The 24,092-nt window shown below is 72.0% G+C and carries 23 protein-coding genes; 19 read left to right on the top strand and 4 right to left on the bottom strand.

The genetic code is table 11. The features are described 5' to 3' along the window. Positions 1-47 precede the first annotated feature (47 nt). The 3 genes from Q9R08_RS04160 to Q9R08_RS04150 all read left to right on the top strand — a co-directional run bounded on the left by Q9R08_RS04160 (position 48) and on the right by Q9R08_RS04150 (position 4,425). Positions 48-1,550 (top strand): MFS transporter, encoded by a 1,503-nt coding sequence (locus tag Q9R08_RS04160; RefSeq protein ID WP_308866567.1) that lies wholly within the window; start codon positions 48-50, stop codon positions 1,548-1,550. Between the two features lie 127 nt (positions 1,551-1,677). Continuing rightward, positions 1,678-2,250 carry a hypothetical protein gene (locus Q9R08_RS04155; protein WP_308866566.1) on the top strand — a complete coding sequence of 191 codons (573 nt, stop codon included), beginning with the start codon at positions 1,678-1,680 and terminating at the stop codon, positions 2,248-2,250. Between the two features lie 120 nt (positions 2,251-2,370). Further along, a complete protein-coding gene (locus Q9R08_RS04150; protein ID WP_308866565.1) occupies positions 2,371-4,425 on the top strand; it encodes a vWA domain-containing protein in 2,055 nt (684 codons plus the stop codon). 21 nt (positions 4,426-4,446) lie between these two features. On the opposite strand, the gene Q9R08_RS04145 is transcribed toward Q9R08_RS04150, so the two are convergent. Continuing rightward, a complete protein-coding gene (locus Q9R08_RS04145) occupies positions 4,447-5,133 on the bottom strand; it encodes a MarR family winged helix-turn-helix transcriptional regulator (RefSeq protein ID WP_308866564.1) in 687 nt (228 codons plus the stop codon). Positions 5,134-5,254: 121 nt separating this feature from the next. Between Q9R08_RS04145 and Q9R08_RS04140 the strand changes: the two genes are divergently transcribed. The 13 genes from Q9R08_RS04140 to Q9R08_RS04080 all read left to right on the top strand — a co-directional run bounded on the left by Q9R08_RS04140 (position 5,255) and on the right by Q9R08_RS04080 (position 18,769). Continuing rightward, entirely contained in the window at positions 5,255-6,184 is a 930-nt protein-coding gene (locus tag Q9R08_RS04140; protein ID WP_308866563.1) for a hypothetical protein, read from the top strand. Between the two features lie 164 nt (positions 6,185-6,348). Beyond that, complete coding sequence (locus Q9R08_RS04135; protein ID WP_308866562.1) at positions 6,349-7,056, top strand: sirohydrochlorin chelatase; 708 nt, start codon at positions 6,349-6,351, stop codon at positions 7,054-7,056. Between the two features lie 158 nt (positions 7,057-7,214). Then, complete coding sequence (locus Q9R08_RS04130) at positions 7,215-8,942, top strand: nitrite/sulfite reductase (protein ID WP_418001309.1); 1,728 nt, start codon at positions 7,215-7,217, stop codon at positions 8,940-8,942. A gap of 133 nt (positions 8,943-9,075) precedes the next feature. After that, the gene (locus Q9R08_RS04125) at positions 9,076-9,819 is read left to right on the top strand and encodes a phosphoadenylyl-sulfate reductase (protein ID WP_308866561.1); all 744 of its coding nucleotides are present in this window, start codon (positions 9,076-9,078) and stop codon (positions 9,817-9,819) included. Then, positions 9,816-10,772: a sulfate adenylyltransferase subunit CysD gene (gene cysD / locus Q9R08_RS04120; RefSeq protein ID WP_308866560.1), complete on the top strand. Its 957-nt coding sequence runs from the start codon at positions 9,816-9,818 to the stop codon at positions 10,770-10,772. The genes Q9R08_RS04125 and cysD overlap by 4 nt, the downstream gene beginning before the upstream one ends. Beyond that, positions 10,772-12,136, top strand: a complete 1,365-nt coding sequence (locus tag Q9R08_RS04115; RefSeq protein WP_308866558.1) for a sulfate adenylyltransferase subunit 1 — start codon at positions 10,772-10,774, stop codon at positions 12,134-12,136. The genes cysD and Q9R08_RS04115 overlap by 1 nt, the downstream gene beginning before the upstream one ends. A 67-nt stretch (positions 12,137-12,203) precedes the next feature. Continuing rightward, positions 12,204-13,274, top strand: a complete 1,071-nt coding sequence (locus tag Q9R08_RS04110; protein ID WP_308866557.1) for an ABC transporter substrate-binding protein — start codon at positions 12,204-12,206, stop codon at positions 13,272-13,274. A 199-nt stretch (positions 13,275-13,473) separates the two neighbouring features. Further along, on the top strand, positions 13,474-14,199 hold the full coding sequence (locus Q9R08_RS04105; protein ID WP_308866658.1) for an ABC transporter ATP-binding protein: 726 nt from the start codon (positions 13,474-13,476) through the stop codon (positions 14,197-14,199). Next, positions 14,189-15,115 (top strand): ABC transporter permease, encoded by a 927-nt coding sequence (locus Q9R08_RS04100; RefSeq protein ID WP_308866556.1) that lies wholly within the window; start codon positions 14,189-14,191, stop codon positions 15,113-15,115. Before Q9R08_RS04105 ends, Q9R08_RS04100 begins: the two co-directional genes overlap by 11 nt. Before the next feature lie 134 nt (positions 15,116-15,249). Then, entirely contained in the window at positions 15,250-16,029 is a 780-nt protein-coding gene (gene cobA, locus Q9R08_RS04095) for a uroporphyrinogen-III C-methyltransferase (protein ID WP_308866555.1), read from the top strand. Positions 16,030-16,075: 46 nt separating this feature from the next. After that, positions 16,076-17,470: an FAD-dependent oxidoreductase gene (locus Q9R08_RS04090; protein WP_308866554.1), complete on the top strand. Its 1,395-nt coding sequence runs from the start codon at positions 16,076-16,078 to the stop codon at positions 17,468-17,470. Further along, positions 17,467-17,796 (top strand): ferredoxin, encoded by a 330-nt coding sequence (gene fdxA / locus Q9R08_RS04085; RefSeq protein WP_308866553.1) that lies wholly within the window; start codon positions 17,467-17,469, stop codon positions 17,794-17,796. The genes Q9R08_RS04090 and fdxA overlap by 4 nt, the downstream gene beginning before the upstream one ends. Further along, positions 17,789-18,769: an NAD(P)/FAD-dependent oxidoreductase gene (locus tag Q9R08_RS04080; RefSeq protein WP_308866552.1), complete on the top strand. Its 981-nt coding sequence runs from the start codon at positions 17,789-17,791 to the stop codon at positions 18,767-18,769. The genes fdxA and Q9R08_RS04080 overlap by 8 nt, the downstream gene beginning before the upstream one ends. Before the next feature lie 112 nt (positions 18,770-18,881). On the opposite strand, the gene Q9R08_RS04075 is transcribed toward Q9R08_RS04080, so the two are convergent. Continuing rightward, the gene (locus tag Q9R08_RS04075; RefSeq protein ID WP_308866551.1) at positions 18,882-19,355 is read right to left on the bottom strand and encodes a hypothetical protein; all 474 of its coding nucleotides are present in this window, start codon (positions 19,353-19,355) and stop codon (positions 18,882-18,884) included. Between the two features lie 169 nt (positions 19,356-19,524). On the opposite strand from Q9R08_RS04075, the gene Q9R08_RS04070 reads away from it, so the two are divergent. Further along, on the top strand, positions 19,525-20,187 hold the full coding sequence (locus tag Q9R08_RS04070; protein WP_308866550.1) for a response regulator transcription factor: 663 nt from the start codon (positions 19,525-19,527) through the stop codon (positions 20,185-20,187). Between the two features lie 37 nt (positions 20,188-20,224). Beyond that, entirely contained in the window at positions 20,225-21,235 is a 1,011-nt protein-coding gene (locus Q9R08_RS04065) for a sensor histidine kinase (protein WP_308866549.1), read from the top strand. Positions 21,236-21,457: 222 nt separating this feature from the next. Here the strand turns inward: Q9R08_RS04065 and Q9R08_RS04060 are convergent, their stop codons facing one another. Further along, a complete protein-coding gene (locus tag Q9R08_RS04060; RefSeq protein WP_308866548.1) occupies positions 21,458-22,105 on the bottom strand; it encodes a PadR family transcriptional regulator in 648 nt (215 codons plus the stop codon). Positions 22,106-22,395: 290 nt separating this feature from the next. Between Q9R08_RS04060 and Q9R08_RS04055 the strand changes: the two genes are divergently transcribed. Next, positions 22,396-23,400: a hypothetical protein gene (locus Q9R08_RS04055; protein ID WP_308866547.1), complete on the top strand. Its 1,005-nt coding sequence runs from the start codon at positions 22,396-22,398 to the stop codon at positions 23,398-23,400. A gap of 21 nt (positions 23,401-23,421) precedes the next feature. On the opposite strand, the gene dcd is transcribed toward Q9R08_RS04055, so the two are convergent. After that, on the bottom strand, positions 23,422-24,027 hold the full coding sequence (dcd, locus tag Q9R08_RS04050; protein WP_308866546.1) for a dCTP deaminase: 606 nt from the start codon (positions 24,025-24,027) through the stop codon (positions 23,422-23,424). Positions 24,028-24,092 lie beyond the last annotated feature (65 nt).

Below are 24,092 nucleotides of genomic sequence, written 5' to 3'. Positions count from 1 at the left end.
GTTGAGTGCGCACCAGCCGTTCATCGAAGGGTCCTACCTTGGCCGACATGAGCTCCCCTGCCCCCGGATCGGACGAACCCGGCGCCCCCGCGCAGCCCGCCGGCGCCTCCGGCGCGGGCACTCCCGCGGAGCACGTCCTGTCGACCGCGGCGCTCAACACCGACGGGCTGGACGACATGCCCGTCCCCCGGCGACGGGTGTTCGCCTGGGCGCTGTGGGACTGGGCGACCCAGCCCTTCAACTCGGTCATCCTCACGTTCGTCTTCGTCTCGCTGTACCTGGTGTCGGACGCGTTCCTCCCCGCCGGCGTCGCCGCGCAGAACGCCGACGGCGAGATGGTCTGCTCGCGCGCCGCCGACGCGGCGACGGAGTACTGCGGCGCCCTCTCGGATCTCGCCGAGTGGTACGGCTGGGTCACGTTCGCCGCCGGCATCCTGATCCTGCTGCTGGCGCCCGTGCTCGGGCAGCGCGCCGACGCGGCGGGCACCAAGAAGCGCTGGGTGGTCGGTGCGACCGCAGTGCTGGCCATGCTGCAGTTCGCGCTCTTCTTCGTCTACGCCGAGCCCCAGTTCTTCTGGCTCGGCGCGATCCTCGTCGCACTCGGATCGGTCGCCTCCGAGATCGCGGGGGTCAACTACAACGCCATGCTGGTGCAGGTCTCGACTCCGAAGACGATCGGCCGCGTCAGCGGTCTGGGCTGGGGACTCGGGTACATCGGCGGCATCCTCGCCCTCGCTCTCGTCGTGGTGCTCAACACCTTCGACTGGTTCGGGCTCGACGTGTCGGACGGGCTGGCGTACCGCCTCATCGCGGTCGGCGCCGCGATCTGGACCGTGCTGTTCGCACTCCCCTTCGTCTTCCTCGTGCCGGAGTCGCCGGCAAGTCCCGACCGACGCCGCGTCGGCTTCTTCGAGGGCTACGTCGTGCTCGTGCACGACATCGTGGCCCTCTTCCGTGAGCACCGGCCGACTTTCTGGTTCCTGATCGCGAGCGCCGTCTACCGCGACGGCCTGGCGGGCGTCTTCGCCTTCGGCGGGGTGCTCGCCGCCGTGTCGTTCGGCTTCAGCGCGACCGAGGTCATCGCGTTCGGCATCGCACTGAACCTCGTCGCCGGTGTGTCGACGATCATCGCCGGCCGCCTCGACGACCGGTTCGGTGCCCGTGCGGTCATCATCACGGCGCTCACCATCCTCATCGTGAGCGCGCTGTTCGTCTTCGTCCTGCGCGAGGGCGGCAAGCCGGTGTTCTGGGTGGGCGGCATCCTGCTGTCGGCCGCGGTCGGCCCTGCCCAGGCATCGAGCCGATCGCTGCTCGCCCGAGTCACCCCCGCCGGCATGCAGGGCGAGGTGTTCGGCCTCTACGCCACCACCGGCCGCGTGATGAGCTTCCTCTCGCCGCTGCTGTGGGCCGCGTTCATCGGCTGGTTCGGTGCGACGCACTACGGCATCCTCGGGATCGTGATCGTGCTGCTCGCGGGACTCCTCCTGCTGCTGCCCGTGAAGGTGAGGCCTGCCGACATCGCCGCGACGCCGACGCGCAGCTCTCGCTGAGTCGGCGCATCCGCGACAGATCGGAACCACCGCCGCATCGGATACCCTCGCATTCGGTGAGAATTCACCGGTGCGACTGGGGGGCCGTCGCGCTTTCCCGCGCTGCAGCCGAATCCCGAGAGGCACCGTGTCGATCCCTCGCACCCCCCGACGACTCGCCGAGCGCCGACGCGCCGCACGTCATCGCCGCGCGGTCGGGTACTGGGGCGTGCTGCTGGCGATGCTCGTCTCGCTGTGGATCGGCACCACCGTCGCTCCCCCCGCGTGGCTGCACGCTCCTGCGCTCTTCGGCCACCTCGCGTCGGTGATCGTCGGGCTCGGCGCCGCGGTGCTCCTCGAGATGAGCGGACTGCTCTGGATGCTGCGCCGCGCCGGGCTGGACGACCTCCGCCGCGTGGAGCGCACGGTGAGCGGGCTCGCGTGGCTCGGCATCGTCGGGCTGCTCGGCACCGGTGCCTTCCTGCAGCCGGATCTCGGCCAGCCGCTCACGGCGATCAAGATGATCGCCGTCCTCGTCGCCGCGATGAACGGGGTCGGGATGACGCGACTGACCGATGAACTGGCCCGGCTTCCCAGCGGCGTGCGGTTCGCGGCGCTCCCGCGGAAGCTGCAGGCATGGTGTGTGTGGAGTGCGGTCGTGTCGCAGTCGGCGTGGTGGACCGCGGTGCTGATCGGGATGCTGAACACCGCCTCACGGTGATCTCTCGGCGTCCTCACCCTCGCCTCGCAACCGCGAGCGGGTTAGGCTCAAGCCTTACCGGACTACCCGGCCGGTGACCCCCCGCCCGGCCTCACGGCCGCATCGACCTCGAGGATGCCCATGCGCGATCGCACGCGCGGCGACGAGGACGCGCCCGGACCCCGCCGTGGCCAGTCCTCCCAACCGACGACCGCCGCCCTTCCGGCAGCGTCGCCCACCGCTTCCAGTCCCGCCTTCTCCGCAGCCCCCTCGGCGACGAAGCCGTCCCAGCCGACGGCGCCGTCGGCGATCGAGCAGCGCCGTGAGCGCCGCCGCAAGCGCCGCCGCCAGATGCTGATGTGGACCACCGTCGTCGGCATCGTCGTGCTGGTCGGTTCGATCAGCACCGTGTCGTACGCGATCGTCTCGAACCTCGCCGACGCCGAGCCTGCGGCGGAGGACCCCGCGCCGGCGGCACCCGCCGTCGTCGAGCCGATCGAGTTCCCGCAGGATGAGCCTGCCGCGACCGCGGGCGCTCAGCCGTGCGCGACCGTGAGCGTGCTGTCATCGTTCGAGAACGCCGAGATGGTGGAGGGCCTCGCCGCCGCCTACAACAGCCAGCCCCGCAATGTCGCGGGCTCGTGCGTGACGGTGACGACCACGAAGGACAAGTCGGGCGTGGCCGCCGCGGCGGTGGCCACCGGGTTCCCGAGCCTGCCCGGCGACCAGAAGCCCACCGTGTGGCTGCCGGATTCGTCGACATGGGTGGATGTCGCCCAGTCGCAGGGCGCCACCAACCTGCGCGCCGAAGGCACCAGCGTCGCCATCTCGGACGTCGTGATCGCCATGCCCGAGAACCTGGCCGAGACCATCGGATGGGATGCCGAGGCCCCGACGTGGAGCGCCATCTTCGAGGCCGCCGGCGACCCCGACCTGTGGAGCGGTCTCGGCCATCCCGAATGGGGAGCATTCAAGCTCGGCAAGACCAGCCCGCTGATGGCCACCTCGGGCGAGGCCGCGATGTACGCCTCGTACGGCACGGCCGCAGGGTCGCTGGCCGAGCTCACCGCCGCTCAGGTGCAGGATCCCGCCGTGCAGGCCGAGGTGCACCAGAACGAGACGGCCACCAGCCACTACATGGCCACCCCCGAGCACTTCCTGTGGCACGCGCGCCAGGCCGAGGCCTCCGGTTCCACCGCCGACTTCCTCTCGGCGGTCATCGTCGACGAGAAGTCGGTGTGGGACTACAACCGCGGCATCACCAGCCGTGACGGCATCACCCGGACGCAGGGCGAGCCGCCGTCGGAGCAGCTCGTGCCGATCTACCCGGCCGACGGCTACTACTCCGCCGACAACCCGGTGATGCGTCTCACCGGCGAATGGATCGATCCGGTCGAGGCGGAGGCCGCTGCCGACTTCATCCGCTTCACGCACACCGCGCAGGGCCAGTCGGCCGTACGCGCCGCCGGCTACCGCGACCTCAACCGCGCGCTCGACGAGAGCGTCGAGAAGGTCGGCCAGCTGGAGGCCGCGCAGCGCGGCACGCTGGCGTTCCCCGCCGCCGACGTCGTGACGGCCGTGCAGGCGTCGTTCCCCGAGGTGCGCAAGCGCGCGAACGTGCTGTTCCTGCTCGACGTCTCGGGATCGATGGACGAGCCCATCCCCGCGGGCGACACGAAGCTCGCTCAGGCTCGCAAGGCCATCGAGGCGGCGCTCGGGCACTTCACCACCGGCGACGACGTCGGCCTCGCCGCGTTCGCGCAAGGGCCGGACGGTGCGATGCTGCCGGGCCTGGTCTCGCCGGTCGCCGACATCGGAACGTCCCGCGACGGGTTCCTCGGCGCCCTGGGCGGACTCAGCTCGATGGGCGACACGCCCCTGTACCAGGCGGTCGACACGTTCGCCGCACAGCAGGCGGCCTCCTGGACGAGCGACCACATCAACGCGATCGTGCTGCTCAGCGACGGTGAGAACGACACGCCCAACGCCCCGACCATCGGCGCCGACCAGATGCTGGCGAACCTCAAGGACATGCACCACGCGACACCGGTGCTGATCTTCACGCTCGCCTACGGAGCCGATGCCGACGTGGCGACCCTGCAGTCGATCTCCAGCGCGACCGGCGCGCACTACTACGACGCGACCGACCCGTCCAAGCTCGAAGCCGTCCTCGGCGATCTCGTCACGAGCTTCTGACCCGACCGCCCTGGCCCGCGGCTACGACGCCCCGGGCCAGGAGTCGGCAAGCTTGGTGAGCAGGCGGGCGAGCTCGGCGCGCTCGTCGTCGGTGAACGCCGCGAGTGCCGCGTCCATGGCCTCGCGCCGCTCCCCGCGGAAGCCGCGCACGAGCCGGGTGCCGGCATCCGTCAGCGCCACCCGCGTGCGGCGGGCGTCGTCGGGGTCTGCTTCGCGACGGGCGAGCTCGAGCTCGACCGCCTGCTGCACCAGGCGCGACGCGCGGGGCTGATCGACACCCACCGCGTCGGCGATCTCACCCACCGAGAGCGGGTGGGATGCCGCGGCCAGCGCCTCGAGCAGGCGCAGGCGTGCGGGCCCGCCGATGCGGCCGGCGCCGCCCCACGGCGGTCCCCCGAACCCGGGCGGTCCGCCGAACCCCGGGACGCCACCGCGGCCCCACGGACCGCCGCGCCCCCCGCGGCCTGCGAAGCCTCGGATGTCGTCGCCGTGACCGTGATCCGGGGCGTGCTCGCCGTGATCGGCGTCGACGCCGTGCGGTCCGCCGTGCCCGTGGGCGCCGTGAGGTCCCGCATGACCGTGGGAATGCGGCCCCCCGCTGTGCGGGCCCGCAGCATCGGCCCAGGGTGGGCGGGGCATGCGCCGCCCGCGCAGCCGGGCGAGAGCGGCCGCGATGGCGTCGGAGGGGTCGTCGGGAGTGGACGGCATGCATCCAACTTACATGTGACTTGACATGCATCCCAAGTACATGTCACACTGCATGTACATGCACTTCGACATGTAAAACGCGGCGGCTTCTCATGCCGCCCCTCCCCAAAGGACTTCATACATGAACGACATCACTGACAACGAAGAGAACGACAACGAGAACGAGACCGGGGCTCCCCGCCCCGCCGACCGCCGCCCGCTGGGCTACTGGCTGCGTGTGGTCGACGGACTGCTGACGCGCGAGTTCGCGACAGCGCTCGAGGCAGAAGGCGTCACCCGCCGTGACTGGATGCTGCTGAACGTGCTCTCGGGCGACGTCGACGCTCCCGGGTTCCGTGAGCGCCTCGCCCGCAAGGGCAAGCGCCTGCGCGGCCTCGAGGAGCGCGGCTGGGCCGTCGAGCAGGGCGACGGAACGTGGGCGCTCACCGACCTCGGCCGCTCCGAGAAGGAGCGCATCGGCGCCATCGTCGACGGCATCCGCTCGCGGGTCGTCACCGCGGTCGGCGACGACGAGGCGTATGCCGCGCTGACGGCCTCGCTCGAGGCGGTCGCCCGCGGGCTCGGCTGGGATGAGAGCACGGCCGGACGCGAGCGCGGCTTCGGAGGTTTCGGCGGCTTCGGACGGCCGGGCCTCGGCCGCCGCGGCGCCCCGGCCTTCGGACCGGAGTTCCGCGGCCACGGCTTCGGACCGGGCTGGGGGCCGGGGTTCGGCGGACGTCCGCGCCCGTTCGATCCCGACATCCACGACGGCTACGGGCACAATCGCCACCGCGGCTTCGCTCCCGGGCGCCCCGGCCGCCCGGCCGAGCGCTTCGACGAGCCGATGCGCGGCTACGGCGAGCACGATTGCGCCGGCCACCAACCGCACGCCGGCGACAGCCACCGCGACCACGAGGGCGACGACCAGGGCGACCACCGTCACCACGGCGATCCCCGCCACCATGGCGACCACGGTCGGGGCCACGGCCACGGCGGCCGCCGTACGCAGCACGCGTACGAGCGCGGCTTCGACGCCGGTTTCGCACGAGGCCGGGAGGCCGGCGCCGCCTGAGGCCCGGCATCCGGAACCGCGAGAGGGTAGGTTTCCGCACATCCGAACGTGCGGAAATCCACCCTTTCGCGGTTCTTGCACACGGGGGCGAGGGGGGCGGTGAGAAGGCGGCGAGACCGGCGGCGCGATACACGCGCGTCACACGCGGCGGGCACAATGGGGGCGTGACACCGACCCCCGCGCTCCTCGCCATCTCGCACGGCACGGCCTCGCCCGCCGGCCAGGCGGCCGTCGCAGGGCTGGTGGATGCCGTCGCACGACGGCTCCCCGATGTCACCGTGCGCCTCGGGCACGTGGACGTTCAGCAGCCCGATGTCGCGGCATCCCTCGACGCGATCCCGCAGGGCACGCCCGTCGTGATCGTGCCCCTGCTGCTGTCTGCCGGCTACCACGTCCGCGTCGATCTCATCGCCCAGACCGCGGGCCGGGAGGGCGTCGTCATCGCCCCGGCGCTCGGCCCCGACCCCCGGCTCGTGGATGCGCTCCTGGCACGCCTCGCGCCGCTTGCCCCGACGGCCGACGACGCTCTCGTGCTCGCCGTCGCGGGTTCCAGCGACGACCGCGCGAACGAGGACTGCCGCGTCACCGCGAGGATGCTCGGCGAACGCCTCGGGCGCGAGGTGTCGGTCGGCTTCCTCGCGGCCGCCGAACCGCGCCTCGATGTCGCGGTGGCGGAGGCCGCTGCGGCACCGGGTGCGCGCACCGTGGTGGCGGACTACCTCCTCGCGCCGGGCTACTTCCACGATCTGGCCGTGCGGATGGCGGCCGGTGCCCCGGTGGCGCCGCCGCTCCTCGGCGACGACGAGCCACCGGCATCCCTCGTCGACATCGTCGTCGATCGCTACCGCGCGGCCGCCGGCTTGTCGGACTGAGTCCACAAACGCGCCGACCCGCAACTGTGTGACGCCCCGTTACGCCGGTTAACGGCTCTTGACGTTCGGATAGGCCCCCGGGCCGCTCGCTTCTAGCCTCACGGAATGGACTCGTTAGAGTCCGCCCCGGGGACGCCCGGGATCACCCGGAGGCCACCGTGACCATCAGCGAAACCGAAGCGCACGCTGCGTCGGACCGCCCGCGCGCCGCCGTGCGACCGCCGCGGGCGTCGTCCAAGCCGAACGGCCAGTGGAAGATCGACGGCACCGCGCCGCTCAACGGCAACGAGGAGTGGAAGCAGGTCGACAACGGCCTCAGCGTTCGCGACCGCATCGAGCAGACCTACTCGAAGGGCGGCTTCGCCTCCATCGACCCGACCGACCTGCACGGCCGGTTCCGCGTGTGGGGTCTGTACACCCAGCGCAAGCCCGGGATCGACGGCGGCCGCACCGCGACCCTGACCCCCGAAGAGCTCGAGGACGAGTTCTTCATGCTGCGGGTGCGCATCGACGGCGGCCAGCTGACCACTGCGCAGCTGCGCGTGATCGCCGGCATCTCGACCGAGTTCGGCCGCGACACCGCCGACATCACCGACCGCCAGAACATCCAGCTGCACTGGATCCGCGTCGAGGACGTGCCCGAGATCTGGCGCCGCCTCGAGGCCGTGGGCCTGCAGACCACCGAGGCGTGCGGCGACGTGCCGCGCGTGATCCTCGGCTCGCCGGTCGCGGGCATCGCCGCCGACGAGCTCATCGATCCGACGCCGCAGATCCACGAGATCACCGCCCGCTTCCTGGGCGACGAGACCCTGGCCAACCTGCCGCGCAAGTTCAAGTCGGCGATCACCGGGCACCCGAGCCAGGATGTCGTCCACGAGATCAACGACATCGCGTTCGTCGGGGTCGAGCACCCCGAGCTGGGTGTCGGCTACGACCTGTGGGTCGGCGGCGCGCTGTCGACCACCCCGCGTCTCGGCGAGCGCCTCGGCGCGTTCGTGCGGCCCGATCAGGTGGCGGATGCCTGGCACGGCGTCACGCAGATCTTCCGCGACTACGGCTACCGGCGCCTGCGCAACAAGGCGCGCCTGAAGTTCCTCCTCGCCGAGTGGGGCACGGAGAAGTTCCGGCAGGTGCTGCAGGACGAGTACCTCGGCTATGCGCTCCCCGACGGCCCCGCCGCGCCGACCCCCGCGACCCCCGGCGACCACGTCGGCGTGCACGAGCAGAAGGACGGCCGCTTCTACATCGGCGTCACGCCGATCGTCGGCCGCGTCTCGGGCCCGACGCTCGCGAAGCTCGCCGACGTCATAGAGGCACACGGCTCGAGCCGACTGCGCACGACGCCGCATCAGAAACTCGTGATCCTCGACGTGCCCGCCGAGAACGTCGAACCGTTGATCGCCGAGCTCGACGCGCTCGGCCTGCAGGCGCGTCCCAGCCTCATCCGCCGCGGCACGATCGCCTGCACCGGCATCGAGTTCTGCAAGCTGGCGATCGTCGAGACCAAGGTCAACGCGACCGCCGCCGTGCTCGACCTCGAAGAGCGTCTCAACGGCTTCGAGCTGCCGCATCCGATCTCGCTCCACGTCAACGGATGCCCGAACTCGTGCGCGCGCATCCAGACCGCCGACATCGGACTCAAGGGCCAGCTCGTCACCATCGACGGCGAGCAGGTGCCCGGCTACCAGGTGCACCTGGGCGGCGGCCTCGCCTCGCAGGACCGCGACGAGCCCGGCCTCGGTCGTACCGTGCGCGGCCTCAAGGTGGCCGCCGACGGCATCGCCGACTACGTCGAGCGCGTCGTGACCCGCTTCCTCGCCGACCGCGAGGCCGACGAGACGTTCGCCCAGTGGGCGCACCGCGCCGAAGAGGAGGCGCTGCAGTGAGCGCCCGCCGTTTCCCCTCGCGTCCCGGCGCGGCAGCCCCGTGGTCGGCGAGAGTACAGCGGGTCGCCGAAGGGGTGGGTGGCTCCCTTCCCCTCGTCCACCCGGTGTTCTCTCGCGGAAAGGGGGTGGGACAGTGACCGTCTCACTCGCCCCCCGCGTCGCCGTCAAGCGCACGCGCGAAGAGCTGAAGGCCCTCGCCGAGCAGGGCAACCTGGAACTCGGCAGTCTCACCGACCACGAGGCATCCGCCGCCGAGGTCGTCGCGTGGGTCGCGCGCAACTTCGGGACGGATGCCGCCGCCGTCGCCTGCTCCATGGCCGACGCCGCGCTCCCCCACCTCGTCGCCGAGCAGCTGCCCGGCGTGGACGTGCTGTTCCTCGACACCGGCTACCACTTCACCGAGACCTACGCGACGCGCGACGAGGTGCAGCGCGCACTCGACGTGCGGATCGTCGACATCACGCCTGACCAGACCGTCGCCGAGCAGGACGCCGAGTTCGGCGCGCAGCTCTTCGCGCGCGACCCGGGCCTCTGCTGCGCGCGCCGCAAGGTCGCCCCGCTGCAGGACGCCCTGGGCGGTTACGAGGTGTGGTTCACCGGCGTCCGCCGCGACGAGGCGCCCACGCGCACGAACACGCCCCTCGTGACGTGGGACGAGCGCAACGGCCTCGTCAAGGTCAACCCGGTCGCGGCGTGGAGCTTCGACGACGTGCTCGCCTACGCCGCCGCGCACAAGGCGCCGGTGAACCTGCTCGTCGGGTTCGGCTACCCCTCCATCGGCTGCGAGCCGTGCACGAAGCCGGTCGCCGCCGGCGAAGACCCCCGATCCGGCCGCTGGGCCGGGCTCTCGAAGACCGAATGCGGGCTCCACGAATGACCGACATCACCACCGTCACCCGACCGGTCCCCGAGCTTGTCGACGGGCAGCGACCGGAAGCCGCGCTCTCGACCCTCGACCTGCTGGAGGCCGAGGCGATCCACGTCATCCGCGAGGTCGTGGCCGAGTTCGAGCGCCCCGTGCTGCTGTTCTCCGGCGGCAAGGACTCGGTCGTCGTGCTGCACCTGGCCACCAAGGCCTTCGCGCCGGGCCGCGTGCCGTTCCCCGTGCTGCACGTCGACACCGGGCACAACTTCCCCGAGGTGCTGGCCTTCCGCGACGAGACCGTGGAGCGGCTCGGCATCCGACTGGAAGTCGCCCGCGTGCAGGACTACATCGACGACGGCCGCCTGCAGGAGCGCGCCGACGGCACCCGCAACCCGCTGCAGACGGTGCCGCTGCTCGACGCCATCGCCGCCGGCCGCCACGACGCCGTGTTCGGCGGCGCCCGCCGCGACGAGGACAAGGCCCGCGCCAAGGAGCGCATCATCTCGCTGCGCGACGAGTTCGGGCAGTGGGATCCCCGCAACCAGCGCCCCGAGCTGTGGAGCCTCTACAACGGGCGCCACACGCCCGGCCAGCACGTGCGGGCCTTCCCGATCTCGAACTGGACCGAGCTCGACGTCTGGCGCTACATCGAGCGCGAGGGCATCGCGCTGCCGCCGCTGTACTTCGCGCACGAGCGCGACGTCTACGCCCGCGACGGCATGTGGCGCCCCGTCGGCCCGTTCTCGCCGCCCCGCGAGAACGAGCGCGTCGAGCGCCGCACCGTGCGCTACCGCACCGTCGGCGACATGAGCTGCACCGGAGCGGTGGAATCGGATGCCGCGGACCTCGCCGCGATCGTCGCCGAGGTCGCCGTCTCCACCCTCACCGAGCGCGGCGCGACCCGCGCCGACGACCGCCTCAGCGAGGCGGCCATGGAGGACCGCAAGAAGGACGGGTACTTCTGATGACTGTTCTCACCGCCCATGGCTCGGTGCCTGAGCTTGTCGAAGGGGCCCTTCGGCAAGCGCGGCGACCGGACTCCGGCACGCTGTTCCGGTTCGCGACCGCGGGTTCGGTCGACGACGGCAAGTCGACGCTGGTCGGCCGGCTGCTGCACGACTCGAAGGCGATCCTCGCCGATCAGCTCGAGCAGGTCGCCCGCACGTCCGCCGACCGCGGCTTCGCGCACGGCGACTTCGACTTCGCCCTCCTGACCGACGGCCTGCGCGCCGAGCGCGAGCAGGGCATCACGATCGACGTCGCCTACCGCTATTTCTCGACCGGCACGCGGTCGTTCATCCTCGCCGACTGCCCGGGACACGTGCAGTACACGCGCAACATGGTCACCGGAGCGACGACCGCCGACGCCGTCATCGTGCTGGTCGACGGCCGCAAGGGCGTGCTCGAGCAGACCAAGCGGCACCTCGCCGTCGTGGCGCTGCTGCGCGTGCCCCACGTGATCGTCGCGGTCAACAAGATCGACCTCATCGGCTTTTCGGCGGATGCCTTCGCCGACGTCGCCGCACAGGCGCGCGCCGTCGCGACCGAGCTCGGCATCGAGGATCTGCACGTGCTGCCCGTCTCGGCGCTCGAGGGCGACAACATCGTGGACCGCTCCGAGCGGACGCCCTGGTACGACGGTCCGGCGCTGCTCGAGCTGCTCGAGACGCTCCCTGCGGCCGAAGCGCTCGAGCAGAGGCTCGAGCCGCTGCGGCTTCCGGTGCAGCTCGTGCTGCGTCCGCAGGGCGGACTGGCCCCGGGCATCGATGCCGCCGAGGCCGAGCGACTGCGCGACTACCGCGCCGTCGCCGGCCGCATCTCGAGCGGCGTCGTCCGCGTGGGCGACCGGGTGGAGGTGTTCCCGGCGGGCCGGGAGACGACTGTCACCGGCATCCGCTCCGCCGGCGTCGAGGTCGAAGAGGCGACCGCCCCGCAGGCCGTCTCGCTCGAGTTCGAGGACGACATCGACACCGCGCGCGGTGCACTGGTGGTCGCGGCCGGCTCGCTGCCGGCGGCGCGGCGGGAGTTCGACGCCGAGCTGTTCCAGCTCGACGCGCGGGCGCTGACCCCCGGCATCCGTGTCCTCATCAAGCACGGCACCGCGACGGTGCAGGCCATCGTCGCGCAGATCGAGTCCCGCTACGACCTCGACGCGCTCACGCACGAGCCTGCGCAGACGCTCGAAACCAACGACATCGGCCGCGTGCGGCTGCGAGTGGCGGCCGACCTGCCGCTCGAGCCGTACCGCACCAGCCGCCACGGGGGCTCGTTCCTCGTGATCCATCCGTCCGACGGCGCCACACTCGCCGCCGGCATCGTGCGCGACTGAGCCTGCGGGCTCTCCCGCCGCGCACACCACCCCACCGAGCAACACCCGAACCGAAGGAGGCGACACCGTGAACAAAATCCGCACCGCGACCGCAATCACAACCCTGGGACTCGTGGCGGCCATGATGGCCGGCTGCGCCTCCGCCGCGGCGGACGCCGGCACCGGCGAGACCGCCGCGCCGGTCGACGAATTGCGCCTCGGCTACTTCGCCAACGTGACCCACGCGCCAGCTCTCGTCGGCCTCGAAGAGGGTCTGTTCGAAGACGCCCTGGGCGACGTCGACGTGACCACGCAGGTGTTCAACGCCGGTCCCGCCGCCATCGAGGCGCTGTCGGCCGGCGCGATCGACGCCACGTACATCGGGCCGAACCCGTCGATCAACACGTTCATCCAGTCGGGCGGCGAGTCCGCACGCATCGTCGCGGGAGCGGCTACCGGCGGCGCGGCGCTCGTCGTGCGCGAGGGCATCGATTCGCCGGACGACCTCGCGGGCACGACGCTCGCGTCGCCGCAGCTGGGCAACACGCAGGACGTCGCGTTGCGCAAGTGGCTGGCCGACGAGGGCTTCGAGACCGACACCTCCGGCGGCGGCGACGTGCAGGTCACGCCCACCGAGAACGCGCAGACCCTGACTCTCTTCCAGCAGGGTGAGCTCGACGGGGCGTGGCTGCCCGAGCCGTGGGTGTCGCGCCTGGTGCTCGACGCCGGTGCTCACGTGCTGCAGGACGAGGCCGACCTGTGGGAGGACGGCGAGTTCCCGACCACCGTGCTCCTCGTGCGCAAGGAGTTCCTCGACGAGCACCCCGATGTGGTCGCCGACCTGCTGAAGGGTCACGAGGCCGCTGTGCAGTGGATCGCCGACAATCCCGACGAGGCGCCGGGCGTCATCAACGGCGCCATCGAGAAGGAGACCGGCAAGCCGCTGGACGAAGCCGTGATCCAGCGGGCGCTCGAGCACGTCACGTTCTCGGTCGACCCCCACGCCGACACGTTCGAGACGCTCGTCGAGAACGGCATCGAAGCGGGCACCCAGAAGCAGGGCTCGATCGAGGGCCTCTTCGATCTGCGCCTCCTGAACAAGCAGCTCGAGGCCGAAGGCGAAGACACCGTCTCGGCGTCAGGGCTCGGCGAGGATTGACATGAGCACCGCTCCCGCATCCGCCTCCGGGGCCGCGCAGGCGACCCCGGAGGCGGGCGCGCCTGCCCACGGGCAAGCCGGCGCGCAGGCCCGTGAGCAAGCCGGCGCGCAGGCCCGCGAGACGCCCCGCAGCCCTCTCGGCCCCAGCTTCGACAGCGTCACGCCCGTGCCCGCAGCGGCACCCGCACCCGCACCCGCGGTGCGCATCGACGGCGTCTCCAAGCGCTTCGGCTCCGGACCCGTCGTCCTCGAGGACGTGTCGCTCGACATCGCGCCGGGCGAGTTCGTCTGCCTGCTGGGCGCATCCGGATGCGGCAAGTCGACTCTCCTCAACCTCATCGCGGACCTCGACAAGCCCACCGCCGGACGCATCGAGACGCCGGCCGAGGGCGCGGCCGTCATGTTCCAGGAGTCGGCGCTCATGCCGTGGCTCACCGCGCGCCGCAACGTCGAGCTGGCGCTGCGCCTGCGCGGCGTCCCCCGCGGGGAACGCCGCGAGAAGGCGCTGACGCTGCTGGACGCCGTCAACCTGGCCGACGCCGCCGAGAAGCGCCCGCACGAGCTGTCGGGCGGCATGCGCCAGCGCGTGGCGCTGGCCCGGGCTCTCGCCCAGGACCGTCCGGTGCTGCTCATGGACGAGCCGTTCGCCGCGCTCGACGCGATCACCCGCGACCTCCTGCACGAGGAGCTCGAGCGCGTCTGGCGGGCCACCGGCCGCACCATCGTCTTCGTCACGCACAACGTGCGCGAGGCCGCGCGACTCGGCCAGCGCGTCGTGCTGATGGGCAGCCGCCCCGGCCGCATCGTTCAGGAGTGGACCATCGCGAAGACGACCGGCCGCCGCATCGAGTCGCCCGAGGTCGCCGCCCTGTCGGTGGAGATCACCGACCAGCTGCGGAAGGAGATCCGCCGCAATGCCGCGTGACACCACAACCACCCTCGCACGAGGGTCCGGCGACCAGACCACCGTGATCCCCGATGACCTGCGCAGCCTCGCCGCCGGTCTCGACAGCCTCCAGACGGATGCCGAGCGCGGGCCCGGCCCATGGCGCCGGTTCGCGACGAGCGTCGTGCCGCCGATCCTCTTCGTCATCATCCTCATCGTCGCGTGGCAGCTCTACGTCGTCATCGCGCAGCCGCGGCCCGACATCGTGCCCGGCCCCGTGGACGTTTGGAACGCACTCGGCCTGGCCTGGGAATCCGGTCGCCTGCAGGAGGCCGTCGCGACCAGCCTCGAGCGCGGTGTCATCGGCTTCCTCATCGCCATCGTCGTCGGCACGCCCATCGGCCTGCTGCTCGCCGAGGTGCGTCCCATCCGCCGCGCCGTCGGCCCCATCATCTCCGGGCTGCAGGTGCTGCCCTCGGTCGCATGGGTGCCGGCCGCCATCATCTGGTTCGGCCTGTCGGACGCCACCGTCTACTTCGTCATCCTGATGGGCGCGATCCCTTCGATCGTCAACGGGCTGATCGCCGGCATCGAGCAGGTGCCGCCGCAGCTGCGCCGGGTCGGCACCGTGCTGGGCGCCTCGCGGTGGCAGCTCGCGACCGCGGTGATCCTGCCCGCCGCGCTCCCCGGCTACCTCGCCGGGCTCAAGCAGGGCTGGGCCTTCTCGTGGCGCTCGCTGATGGCCGCCGAGATCATCACCGTCGGCGGCACGATCGGCTTCGGCCTGGGCACGATGCTGCAGAACAGCCGCGAGCTCGCCGACCTCGCCGGAGTCCTCGGCACGATCCTGGTGATCCTCGCGATCGGCGTGCTCATCGAGCTGGTCTTCTTCGGACCGCTGGAGCGACGGATGCTGAAGCGCCGAGGCTTGCTCGTCACGGGAGGCGCGCGATGACGGGCTTCGACGGGCGGGTTCCCGCATCCGAATCTCGCAGATCCGCACGAACCTCGGAGAAATCTGCCGAGAACCTGCGAGCCCGACGCGATTCTGCGAAGCCTGGAGAGCCCACGTCGGACACCGCCGGCAAGGTGTGGCTCGTGGGCGCCGGACCCGGCGACGCGGGGCTCCTCACCATCAAGGGGCTCCGCGCCCTCGAGGCCGCCGACGTCATCGTGGCCGACCGGCTGGGCGCCCGCGCCGTGCTCGACGGCCTCACCGCCGACGGCGTGGTGCTGCGCGGCGAGGTCGTCGACGTCGGCAAGCAGCCGGGCCACCACGCCGTGCCCCAGGACGCCATCAACGCCCTCCTCGTCCAGCTCGCCCACGACGGCAAGACCGTCGTCCGCCTCAAGGGCGGCGACCCGTACGTGTTCGGCCGCGGCGGCGAAGAGCTGGCCGCCTGCCAGGACGCGGGAGTGTCCGTCGAGGTCGTCCCCGGCATCACGAGCGCCATCTCGGTGCCCGCGATCGCCGGCATCCCGCTCACCCACCGCGGTGTGGCGACCGCGTTCACCGTCGCAACCGCCCACGACCAGATCGAGTCGCTCAGCGGCGGCCGCGACCACACCGTCGTGCTGCTGATGGGGATCGCGACGCTCGCGAACTCCGCGATCACGCTGGCCCGTGGCGAGCGCGGCGGCGACTGCCCCGTCGCCGTCGTCGAGGACGGCTTCGGCCCGCGTCAGCGGGTGACGGTGGGAACGCTCTCCACGATCGCCCACCAGGCGGCGGCCCGCGGCATCCGCTCCCCCGCCGTCGTGGTGGTCGGCGACGTCGTTCGGCTCAGCCCGTACGCACCTGCGGCGCTGGCCACGCTCGATCTCTCCTCGTACGACCCGCTCACTCCCGAGCGCAGCCCGCGCACCTGACCGACCGCGCCCGCGCTCCCTCCGCCTGACCCGAAAGAACCCCACTGTGACTTCTTCGAGCCTCCAGAACCTCCGCGTCGCCATCGTCGGCGCCGGCCCCGCCGGGATCTACGCCGGCAACATCCTCACGAACTCGGTCGTCGAGGCCGGCGGATCCGTGTCGATCGACCTGTTCGAGTCGCTGCCCGCGCCGTACGGCCTCATCCGCTACGGCGTCGCTCCCGACCACCCGCGCATCAAGGGCATCGTCAACTCGCTGCACGAGATGCTCGACGCCGGCACCACGCGGTTTATCGGCAACGTCGAGGTCGGCCGCGACATCTCGCTCGCCGAGCTGCAGGAGCGCTACGACGCCGTGATCATCGCGACCGGCGCCATCCGCGACGCCGCCCTCGACATCCCCGGCATCGACCTGCCGGGCTCGTACGGCGCCGCCGACTTCGTGGCCTGGTTCGACGGCCACCCCGACGTGCCGACCGAGTGGACCCTCGATCAGCGCGAGGTCGCCGTCATAGGAAACGGCAACGTCGCGCTCGACGTCGCCCGCGTGCTCGCGAAGCACGCCGTCGACCTGCGCTCCACCGAGATCGCCGACAACGTACTGGCCGGCCTCGAAGCATCCGCCGTCACCGACGTCCACGTCTTCGGCCGGCGAGGCCCCGCCCACATCAAGTTCACGCCCATCGAGCTGCGTGAACTCGGCGAGGTGCCGAACGTCGACATCGTCGTGCACGACGAGGACTTCGTCGACGCCGACCCGGCGAACGCGGCCAACAACCAGCTCAAGGTCATGCTGCGGGTCCTGAACAGCTGGCGCACGCGGCCGTCGACCGGTGCGAGCCGCCGGCTGCACCTGCACTTCTACCACTCGCCCGTCGAGGTCCTCGGCGACGGCCGCGTGGAGGGTGTGCGCTTCGAGCGCACCGAACCCGTCGGCGACGGCCGTGTGCGCGGCACCGGCGAGTTCCGCGAGATCGCGGTGCAGCAGGTCTACCGCGCCGTCGGCTACTACGGCACCCCGGTGATCGACGCCCCGTTCGACGAGAAGGCCGGCGTCGTCTCGAACGTCGAAGGACGGGTGACGGACGCCGCGACCACGGGCGACATCGAGGCCCCGGTGATTCCAGGCCTCTACGCCACCGGCTGGATCAAGCGCGGGCCGGTCGGCCTCATCGGCCACACGAAGTCCGACGCGATGGAGACGATCGCGCACCTCGTGTCGGACGTCGAGGCCGGGCGCCTCTCGGCCCCGACCGTGGACGGCGACGTGCTCGAGGTGCTCGACGAGCGCGAGGTCGCGTACACGACGTGGGACGGCTGGCTCGCCCTCGACGCGCACGAGCGCGACCTCGGCGCGAACCACGAGCACACGCGCGAGCGCGTCAAAGTCGTGCCGCGCGACGAGCAGGTCGGCATCTCACGGGGAGTGCTCGTCCGGTGACGTATGTGATCGCCCTGCCGTGCGTCGATGTGAAGGACCGCGCCTGCATCGACGAGTGCCCGGTGGACTGCATCTACGAGGGCGAGCGGTCGCTGTACATCCACCCCGACGAGTGCGTCGACTGCGGCGCCTGCGAGCCGGTGTGCCCGGTCGAGGCGATCTACTACGAGGACGACCTGCCCGAGGAATGGCAGGACTACTACACCGCGAACGTCGAGTTCTTCGACGACATCGGGTCGCCCGGCGGTGCGGCCAAGACCGGCGTCATCGCGAAGGACCACCCGGTCGTCGCGGCGCTTCCTCCCCAAGGAGACGGCCATGACTGACCCCCTTCCCGCGGCGGACTCGACGGTGCCATCGAGCACCGAGGTCGACGTCGTCATCATCGGCGGGGGACCCGCCGGACTCTCGGCCGCCCTCAACCTCGGACGCGCTCGCGCCTCGGTCGTGCTGGTCGACGCCGGGCGTCCGCGCAACGCCGCCACGCTGCGCTCGCACGGCTTCCTCACCCGCGACGGCGTCTCGCCGCTCGAGCTGCGCAAGCTCGCCCGCGCCGAGCTCGCCGCCTACCCGAACGTGCGCGTGCTCGATCGCACCGTCGTCACGGCGCTGCTGGAGAACGCGGGCGATGACGGGCTGCGCTTCATCGCCGCCCTGCACGGCCGGGGCTCCGGCATCCCGCCCGCCGTCGCGGCCCGATCCGTGCTCGTGGCCACAGGGCTCCGTGAGACCCTGCCCGATATCCCGGGCCTGCGCGCGTTCTACGGCATGACGATCTTCAGCTGCGCCGCGTGCGACGCCTGGGAGCTGCAGGACCGTCCGCTGGCACTGATCGGCGAGACGCCCGATCTCGCCGCGCGCGCCCGGCTGATCGCCCGCTGGACCGACCGGCTCACCGTCTTCACCAACGGGTCGGATGCCGTCGACACGGTCGAAGAGGCGGAGCTCGCGGCATCCGGGATCGTGGTCGAGAGACGGGCGATCGACGACCTCGAAGGCGACCGCGGCGCAGTGTCGGCCGTGCGGCTCGTCGACGGCACACGCGTCGAGATCGACGGCGGCTTCGTGCGGCCGCAGTGGCATCCGGCACTCGATTTCATCGGCGGCATCGAGCTCGACCGCGATGAGTTCGGCAATCTCGTCACCGATCGCTCCGGGCGCACGTCTGTCTCGGGGTTGTACGCCGCAGGGGATGCCGCCTCGCCGGGTCCGCAGCAGCTCATCGTCGCCGCCGGCCAGGGTGCCCGCGCCGCCGCGGTGCTCGTGCACGACCTCGTCGGCGTCCGCACCGCCCACTGACGGCCTTCCGCGTCCCGGCACCCTGACGCTGGTGCTCCGCGTGCCGCGGAGTGCACGACCGGCGCACCGCGTCGAACGGTGCGCCGGTCTCGGGGTCGGCCCGGCGCCGTGGCTAGGGAACGCGGTTCAGCGTGCACACGAACTGCTTGACGACTCCGTTGTCGACGAGGTCGCCGGCGGTCAGCGCCGCCCACACCTCATCCGCGGCATCCAGCACGCCATCGCCGTCGAGGTCGCCCGACGCCAGCGCGGCGTCGTACCCGTGGGGTGCCGACACCGCATGCACCTGCCAGCGTCCGCCGTTGTAGCCGGGGTCGCCCGGCGCAACCTCGGCGACACTCGCCTGCAGGGCGCCGAGGCTGTAGATCACGTCCCACGACTGCGCCGGCGCGCGCGTGTGCGACAGGTCGGTCGGGGTCGCGACCGTCCGCCAGAGGACGTGGTCGACGTAGATGACGCCGTCGTCGGTGACGCCGCCCGATCCCGCCGCGAACGCGGCACCTCCCGTCGTGAGCGACACCGCGCCGATCGCGACCGCGACCGCCGCGGCGGCCAGCCGGCCGCGCGAGAACTTCCTGCGAATCATCGGATTCCACCTTCCTCCCGGCCGGGTGGCCGGTACGGGCCCAGTCAACGCGCGGCCTCCGCTGCACTCCATGACGGCGTCCTCACCGAGTCCTTACGAAGTCCTTTCGCACCGCCGGGAAGGGGCCTCGACCGGTGCAGGCGCCTTCACGGAGACCTATCCTGACCACGTGAGCACGGTGCTGGTCGTCGACGACGATGAGGACGTCGGCGACGTCGTCGCCGCGTACCTCCGCAGCGCCGGTCTCACCGTGCGGCGAGCCGCCGACGGGATCGACGCGCTCCAGGCGGTCGTCGCGGATCGTCCCGACATCGTCGTGCTCGACCTCATGCTGCCCGGCATCGACGGCCTCGAGGTCTGTCGCCGGCTCCGCCAGAGGTCGCCCGAGCTCCCGATCGTCATGCTGACCGCCCGGGGCGAGGAGGACGACCGCATCCGCGGGCTGGAGGTCGGCGCCGACGACTACGTGACCAAGCCCTTCAGCCCGCGGGAACTGGTGCTGCGCGTGCAGTCGGTGCTGCGGCGCAGCGCCTCGCTCGCCGCGGAGGCGTCCGCCCCCGCCGAGCTGCCCGACGTCGCGGTCGATGGAGACCTCGTGGTGGATCGGCGGGCCCGCCGAGTGCACCTGGCAGGCGCCGAACTGTCGCTCACCGTGCGCGAGTTCGACCTGCTCTCGTGGCTGGTCGCCCACCCGGGCGACGCCCTGCGCCGCGATGACCTGATGCGGGACGTGTGGGGCTGGGACTTCGGCGATCCGTCGACCGTGACCGTGCACGTCAGTCGGCTGCGCGACAGATCGAGCACGACCCGGCCGCGCCACGCCGGCTCGTGACGGTGTTCGGCGTCGGGTATCGATGGGATGCCGCCTCATGAGCATCTCGACCGACGCACTGCTCTTCTCCGCCGGCGCGGCGGCGGCGACCGGCATCGTGGGCGCGGCGCTGGTGCTCGCGCTCGCCCGCGTGCGCGTGGCGGCCGCCGCCATCGTCGCCCCGCTCGTGGTCGTGCTGTCGATCGCGGTGGGCGTCGTCGTGGGCGCCGCGTCGATGCTCCTCACCGCCGGCGACATGACCGGCCTGCTGCTCGTGCTGCTGGCCAGCGTGCCCGCCGCCCTCGCCGCCGGCATCGTGATCGCCGCCCGCATCCAGTCGGCCGCGCGTGCCGCCGAGCGCGCCGCCGCGGCCGCCGAGACGGAGCGCCGGGTCGAGGGGCAGCGACGCGACCTCGTCGCGTGGATCTCGCACGACCTGCGCACGCCGCTCGCCGGCATCCGTGCGACCGCCGAGGGCATCCATGACGGGGTGCTGCCCGACACCACCGCCGCCGCCGCCACGATCCAGCGCAACGCCCAGCGGATGAGCGACATGGTGGACGACCTCCTCACGCTCTCCCGCCTGCAGGCGCCGTCGGTCGCCCTGGAGCGCACAGACATCGACGTCGGCGACCTCGTGTCCGACACCGTGGCGTCGCTGCGTCCTCTCGCCGATGCCGGCGGCGTCACGCTGGCGGGGCGTGCCGAGACCGGCGTGCGTGCGCGGGTCGCCGCGCCCGAGCTGCGGCGGGCCGTGGCGAATCTGGTGGCCAACGGCATCCGTCATTCGCCGCCCGGCACGACGGTGGAGACGACCGTGGAGCTGCGCGACGGCGCGTTCCGCATCGCGGTCGCCGACGCGTGCGGCGGCATCGCTTCGGACGACCTGCCGCACGTCTTCGAGACGGGCTGGCGCGGCAGCGCGGCCCGGCCGACGGATGCCGGCGCGGGACTGGGCCTCGCGATCGTCCGCGGCGTCGCCGACGCGCACGCGGGCTCCGCCACCGTCCGCAACGCTTTCGCGGGATGCGTGTTCGAGCTGGAGCTGCCGCTGCGCTCCGACCCGTGAGTCGCAGGGTCGGCCGCGCGCTCGCATGCTGCTCCGGGGTGTCGCTGCCAGACCCTGACCGAGGCGTCGGTCCTCGGCGCCGGGTCGTACCGGTCCGGGGCGTACCGCCCGGGCCGCACAGTACCGCCCGGGCCGCACCGTCCCCGACGTACCGGCTGCGCCGCAGCGTCCCGCGTGCGCCGCACGGTACCGGGTCGGCGTGGTACCGGGTCCGCCGCGGCCTCAGGCGTCGGGGGCGTCGCCCTGCAGGGCGTCGCGGCCCGGGGCGAGCATCTCGCGCACCTGGTCGCCGTTCGTGATGGCAGGGCTCACGGTGTCGGGCCAGGACGAGATCTGCGCCTCTGCCCACTCCGCCCACGCCACGATGTGCTCGTAGTGGCCGATCATGAACGTGTTCGCCAGCGCGAAGAGGTGACGGCGTTCGGGGAAGGTTCCGCCGGTCGTGCTGATGTACGCGGCGTAGCGGGCGAACATCTCGCGGTTCGCGAGCGCCTGCTCTCGCGTCTGCGCGAGGGTGCGACGCAGGTCGTCGACGGACCCCTGATCCGCGAGCAGGACCCGAACCATGCCCTCGAACTCCAGCGTCGGCGGACGCATGGGCGTGCTCAGCCAGGCGGCGAGCGCCTCGCGGCCTGCCGCCGTGATCGAGTAGATCGTCCGGGCCCGCTTGCCGGTGTGCTCCCGCCGGGTCTGCACGTAGCGTTCGTCGCTGAGGCGATTCAGCACGGCATAGCGGCCTCGATCGGCCGACGGCCACAGCTCCGCGACACCGCGACCGAGCTGCTCGGCGAGCTGATACGCCGACCAGTCGTGGTCGGCGAGCAGCCCGAGGATGAGGTATCCCGTGGTCGATAGTTCACGGTCGGCCACGGTGTGCTCCTTCCTCTCGCATCGGTTCCCGTCACGGGACGTAAAGGGTATCCCGCTTGGGGCGCGAACGAGCCTATACTGCGGAATGCAGTAAGCGTGGGCGCGGAATCCCGTGTGGGGACAGGGACCGTTTCCAGGACGAGCGCGACGTGGGGGCGCGCGCTCGTCTCGCGGCGGGCGATCTGGGGATCGCCCGCCGCACATCCCCCGGCCAGCGTGGTGCCCGACACGATGCGCGACTGGTCGGCGCAGGATCGCCTTCGCTCCCGGCGTGAGGAAGGATGGCCTCGATGTCAACGCCGACCGACCCGCCGCTGGATGAGCTTCGCGCTCTTCAGGCGCGCGCCTACGGGCGGGATGCCGACATCGAGTCCGATCCCGCGGCGCTGGCGCGGCTGCACGAGCTGGAGGCCCGGGCTTCGGCGGCGCGTACCGGGTCGACCGCGCCGACAGCGGACGCCGCTCCTCGGCCGGAGCCGGCGACGGCGGCCGCGCAGGCTGGCCCGCCTGAGACGTCTGCCCGCCGGCCCGGGGTCCCCGGGAGGAATGGGGCGGGGAGGGATGCCGGGGCCGGCGTGCGCCCGGACATCCCGACCGCGGGCGAGCCGGCGCCGGGGTCCCATGCACCCGCTCCGATGGCCGGCGCGGCGATGACGCCCGGGGCCGGAAACCGGGACGACGTTGCCGAGGGTGCCCCGGCCGGTGCCGGAGTGCCGGCCGCCGGTTCTGCCGCCGGGGCCGCGCGCTCCGGCGCCGCATCGGCGGCGGACTCTCCCGTCGCGGGTATGGACGCGCCACCGTCGGATGCGTCTGCGGACGCGCCCACCCGGCCATGGTGGCGCCGCTTGCCCGTGCTGTGGGCGGCCTCGGTCGTCGCCGCCCTGATCATCGGCGCGGGGCTGTCGCTCTGGATCCAGAACCTGGAGGCGGGCAGAGTCGCCGTCCTGAGCGAGGATTCCGGGGCCGAGTGGCCGGACACGTTCTTCGGGGCGCGGCAGGCCGACGCCCGGGTCTTCGAGGACTTCCACGGCCTCATCGTGCTGTCGTTGTCCCAGGCCGTCGCACAGGGAAGCGCGCAGACCTGTCTCTATATTCTGACCCCGCCGGACGGTTTCGGCGCGGGGAGCTGTGCCGCACGGTCGTATCCGGCGTCGGCATCCATGGAGGTCGTCAGATCGTCGCCCGAAGCGCTGCGCGATCGGTTCCCGCTGGGCACGTCGCTGCAGTTCGTGCTCGAGGGGTCCACCGTGCAGGTCTACGCGCGCGAGCCGAGCATCGTGGAGCAGACGCCCTGAGGATTCAGGAGCCGTGAGCGTTCAGGCGCCGAGGCTCCCGGCATCCGTCTCCCCCACGTTCGTGCGGTGGAAGTTCTGGAACGAGCGGGATGCCGTAGGCCCCCGCTGACCCTGATACCGGTTGCCGTATGGGCCGGACCCATACGGGTTCTCGGCGGGCGAGGTGAGCCGGAAGTAGCAGACCTGCCCGATCTTCATGCCCGGCCACAGCTTGATCGGGAGCGTCGCGACGTTCGAGAGCTCGAGCGTGACGTGACCCGTGAACCCCGGATCGATGAAGCCCGCGGTCGAATGGGTCAGCAGGCCGAGGCGACCGAGCGACGACTTGCCCTCGAGGCGGGCCGCGATGTCGTCGGGCAGCGAGATCTGCTCGAACGTCGACCCCAGCGCGAACTCGCCGGGGTGCAGGATGAACGGCTCGGAGGGGTCGACCTCGATGAGCCGCGTGAGCTCGGGCTGATCCTCGGCCGGATCGATGAACGGGTACTTGTGGTTGTCGAAGAGACGGAAGTACCGGTCGAGCCGCACGTCGACGCTCGAGGGCTGCACCATCGCCGGGTCCCACGGATCGAGCCCGATGCGTCCCGCGTCGATCTCGAGCCGGATGTCGCGGTCACTGAGCAGCACGCAGCCAGCCTATCCGGGCGGCATCCTCACTGACCGAACGTGACGGGCCTTACGCTCGTGACGAC

This window comes from Microbacterium psychrotolerans (assembly GCF_031085295.1).
Taxonomy (GTDB): Bacteria; Actinomycetota; Actinomycetes; order Actinomycetales; family Microbacteriaceae; genus Microbacterium; species Microbacterium psychrotolerans.
This window is presented reverse-complemented; position numbering and strand designations above follow the sequence as displayed.

Excerpts from the sequence above, each read along its gene's own strand:
- Q9R08_RS04160 (WP_308866567.1), top strand. The coding sequence starts at position 48 with ATGAGCTCCCCTGCCCCCGGATCGGACGAACCCGGCGCCCCCGCGCAG.
- Q9R08_RS04150 (WP_308866565.1), top strand. The coding sequence starts at position 2,371 with ATGCGCGATCGCACGCGCGGCGACGAGGACGCGCCCGGACCCCGCCGT.
- Q9R08_RS04145 (WP_308866564.1), bottom strand. The coding sequence starts at position 5,133 with ATGCCGTCCACTCCCGACGACCCCTCCGACGCCATCGCGGCCGCTCTC.
- Q9R08_RS04140 (WP_308866563.1), top strand. The coding sequence starts at position 5,255 with ATGAACGACATCACTGACAACGAAGAGAACGACAACGAGAACGAGACC.
- cysD (WP_308866560.1), top strand. The coding sequence starts at position 9,816 with ATGACCGACATCACCACCGTCACCCGACCGGTCCCCGAGCTTGTCGAC.
- Q9R08_RS04115 (WP_308866558.1), top strand. The coding sequence starts at position 10,772 with ATGACTGTTCTCACCGCCCATGGCTCGGTGCCTGAGCTTGTCGAAGGG.
- Q9R08_RS04100 (WP_308866556.1), top strand. The coding sequence starts at position 14,189 with ATGCCGCGTGACACCACAACCACCCTCGCACGAGGGTCCGGCGACCAG.
- Q9R08_RS04080 (WP_308866552.1), top strand. The coding sequence starts at position 17,789 with ATGACTGACCCCCTTCCCGCGGCGGACTCGACGGTGCCATCGAGCACC.
- Q9R08_RS04075 (WP_308866551.1), bottom strand. The coding sequence starts at position 19,355 with ATGATTCGCAGGAAGTTCTCGCGCGGCCGGCTGGCCGCCGCGGCGGTC.
- Q9R08_RS04065 (WP_308866549.1), top strand. The coding sequence starts at position 20,225 with ATGAGCATCTCGACCGACGCACTGCTCTTCTCCGCCGGCGCGGCGGCG.
- Q9R08_RS04055 (WP_308866547.1), top strand. The coding sequence starts at position 22,396 with ATGTCAACGCCGACCGACCCGCCGCTGGATGAGCTTCGCGCTCTTCAG.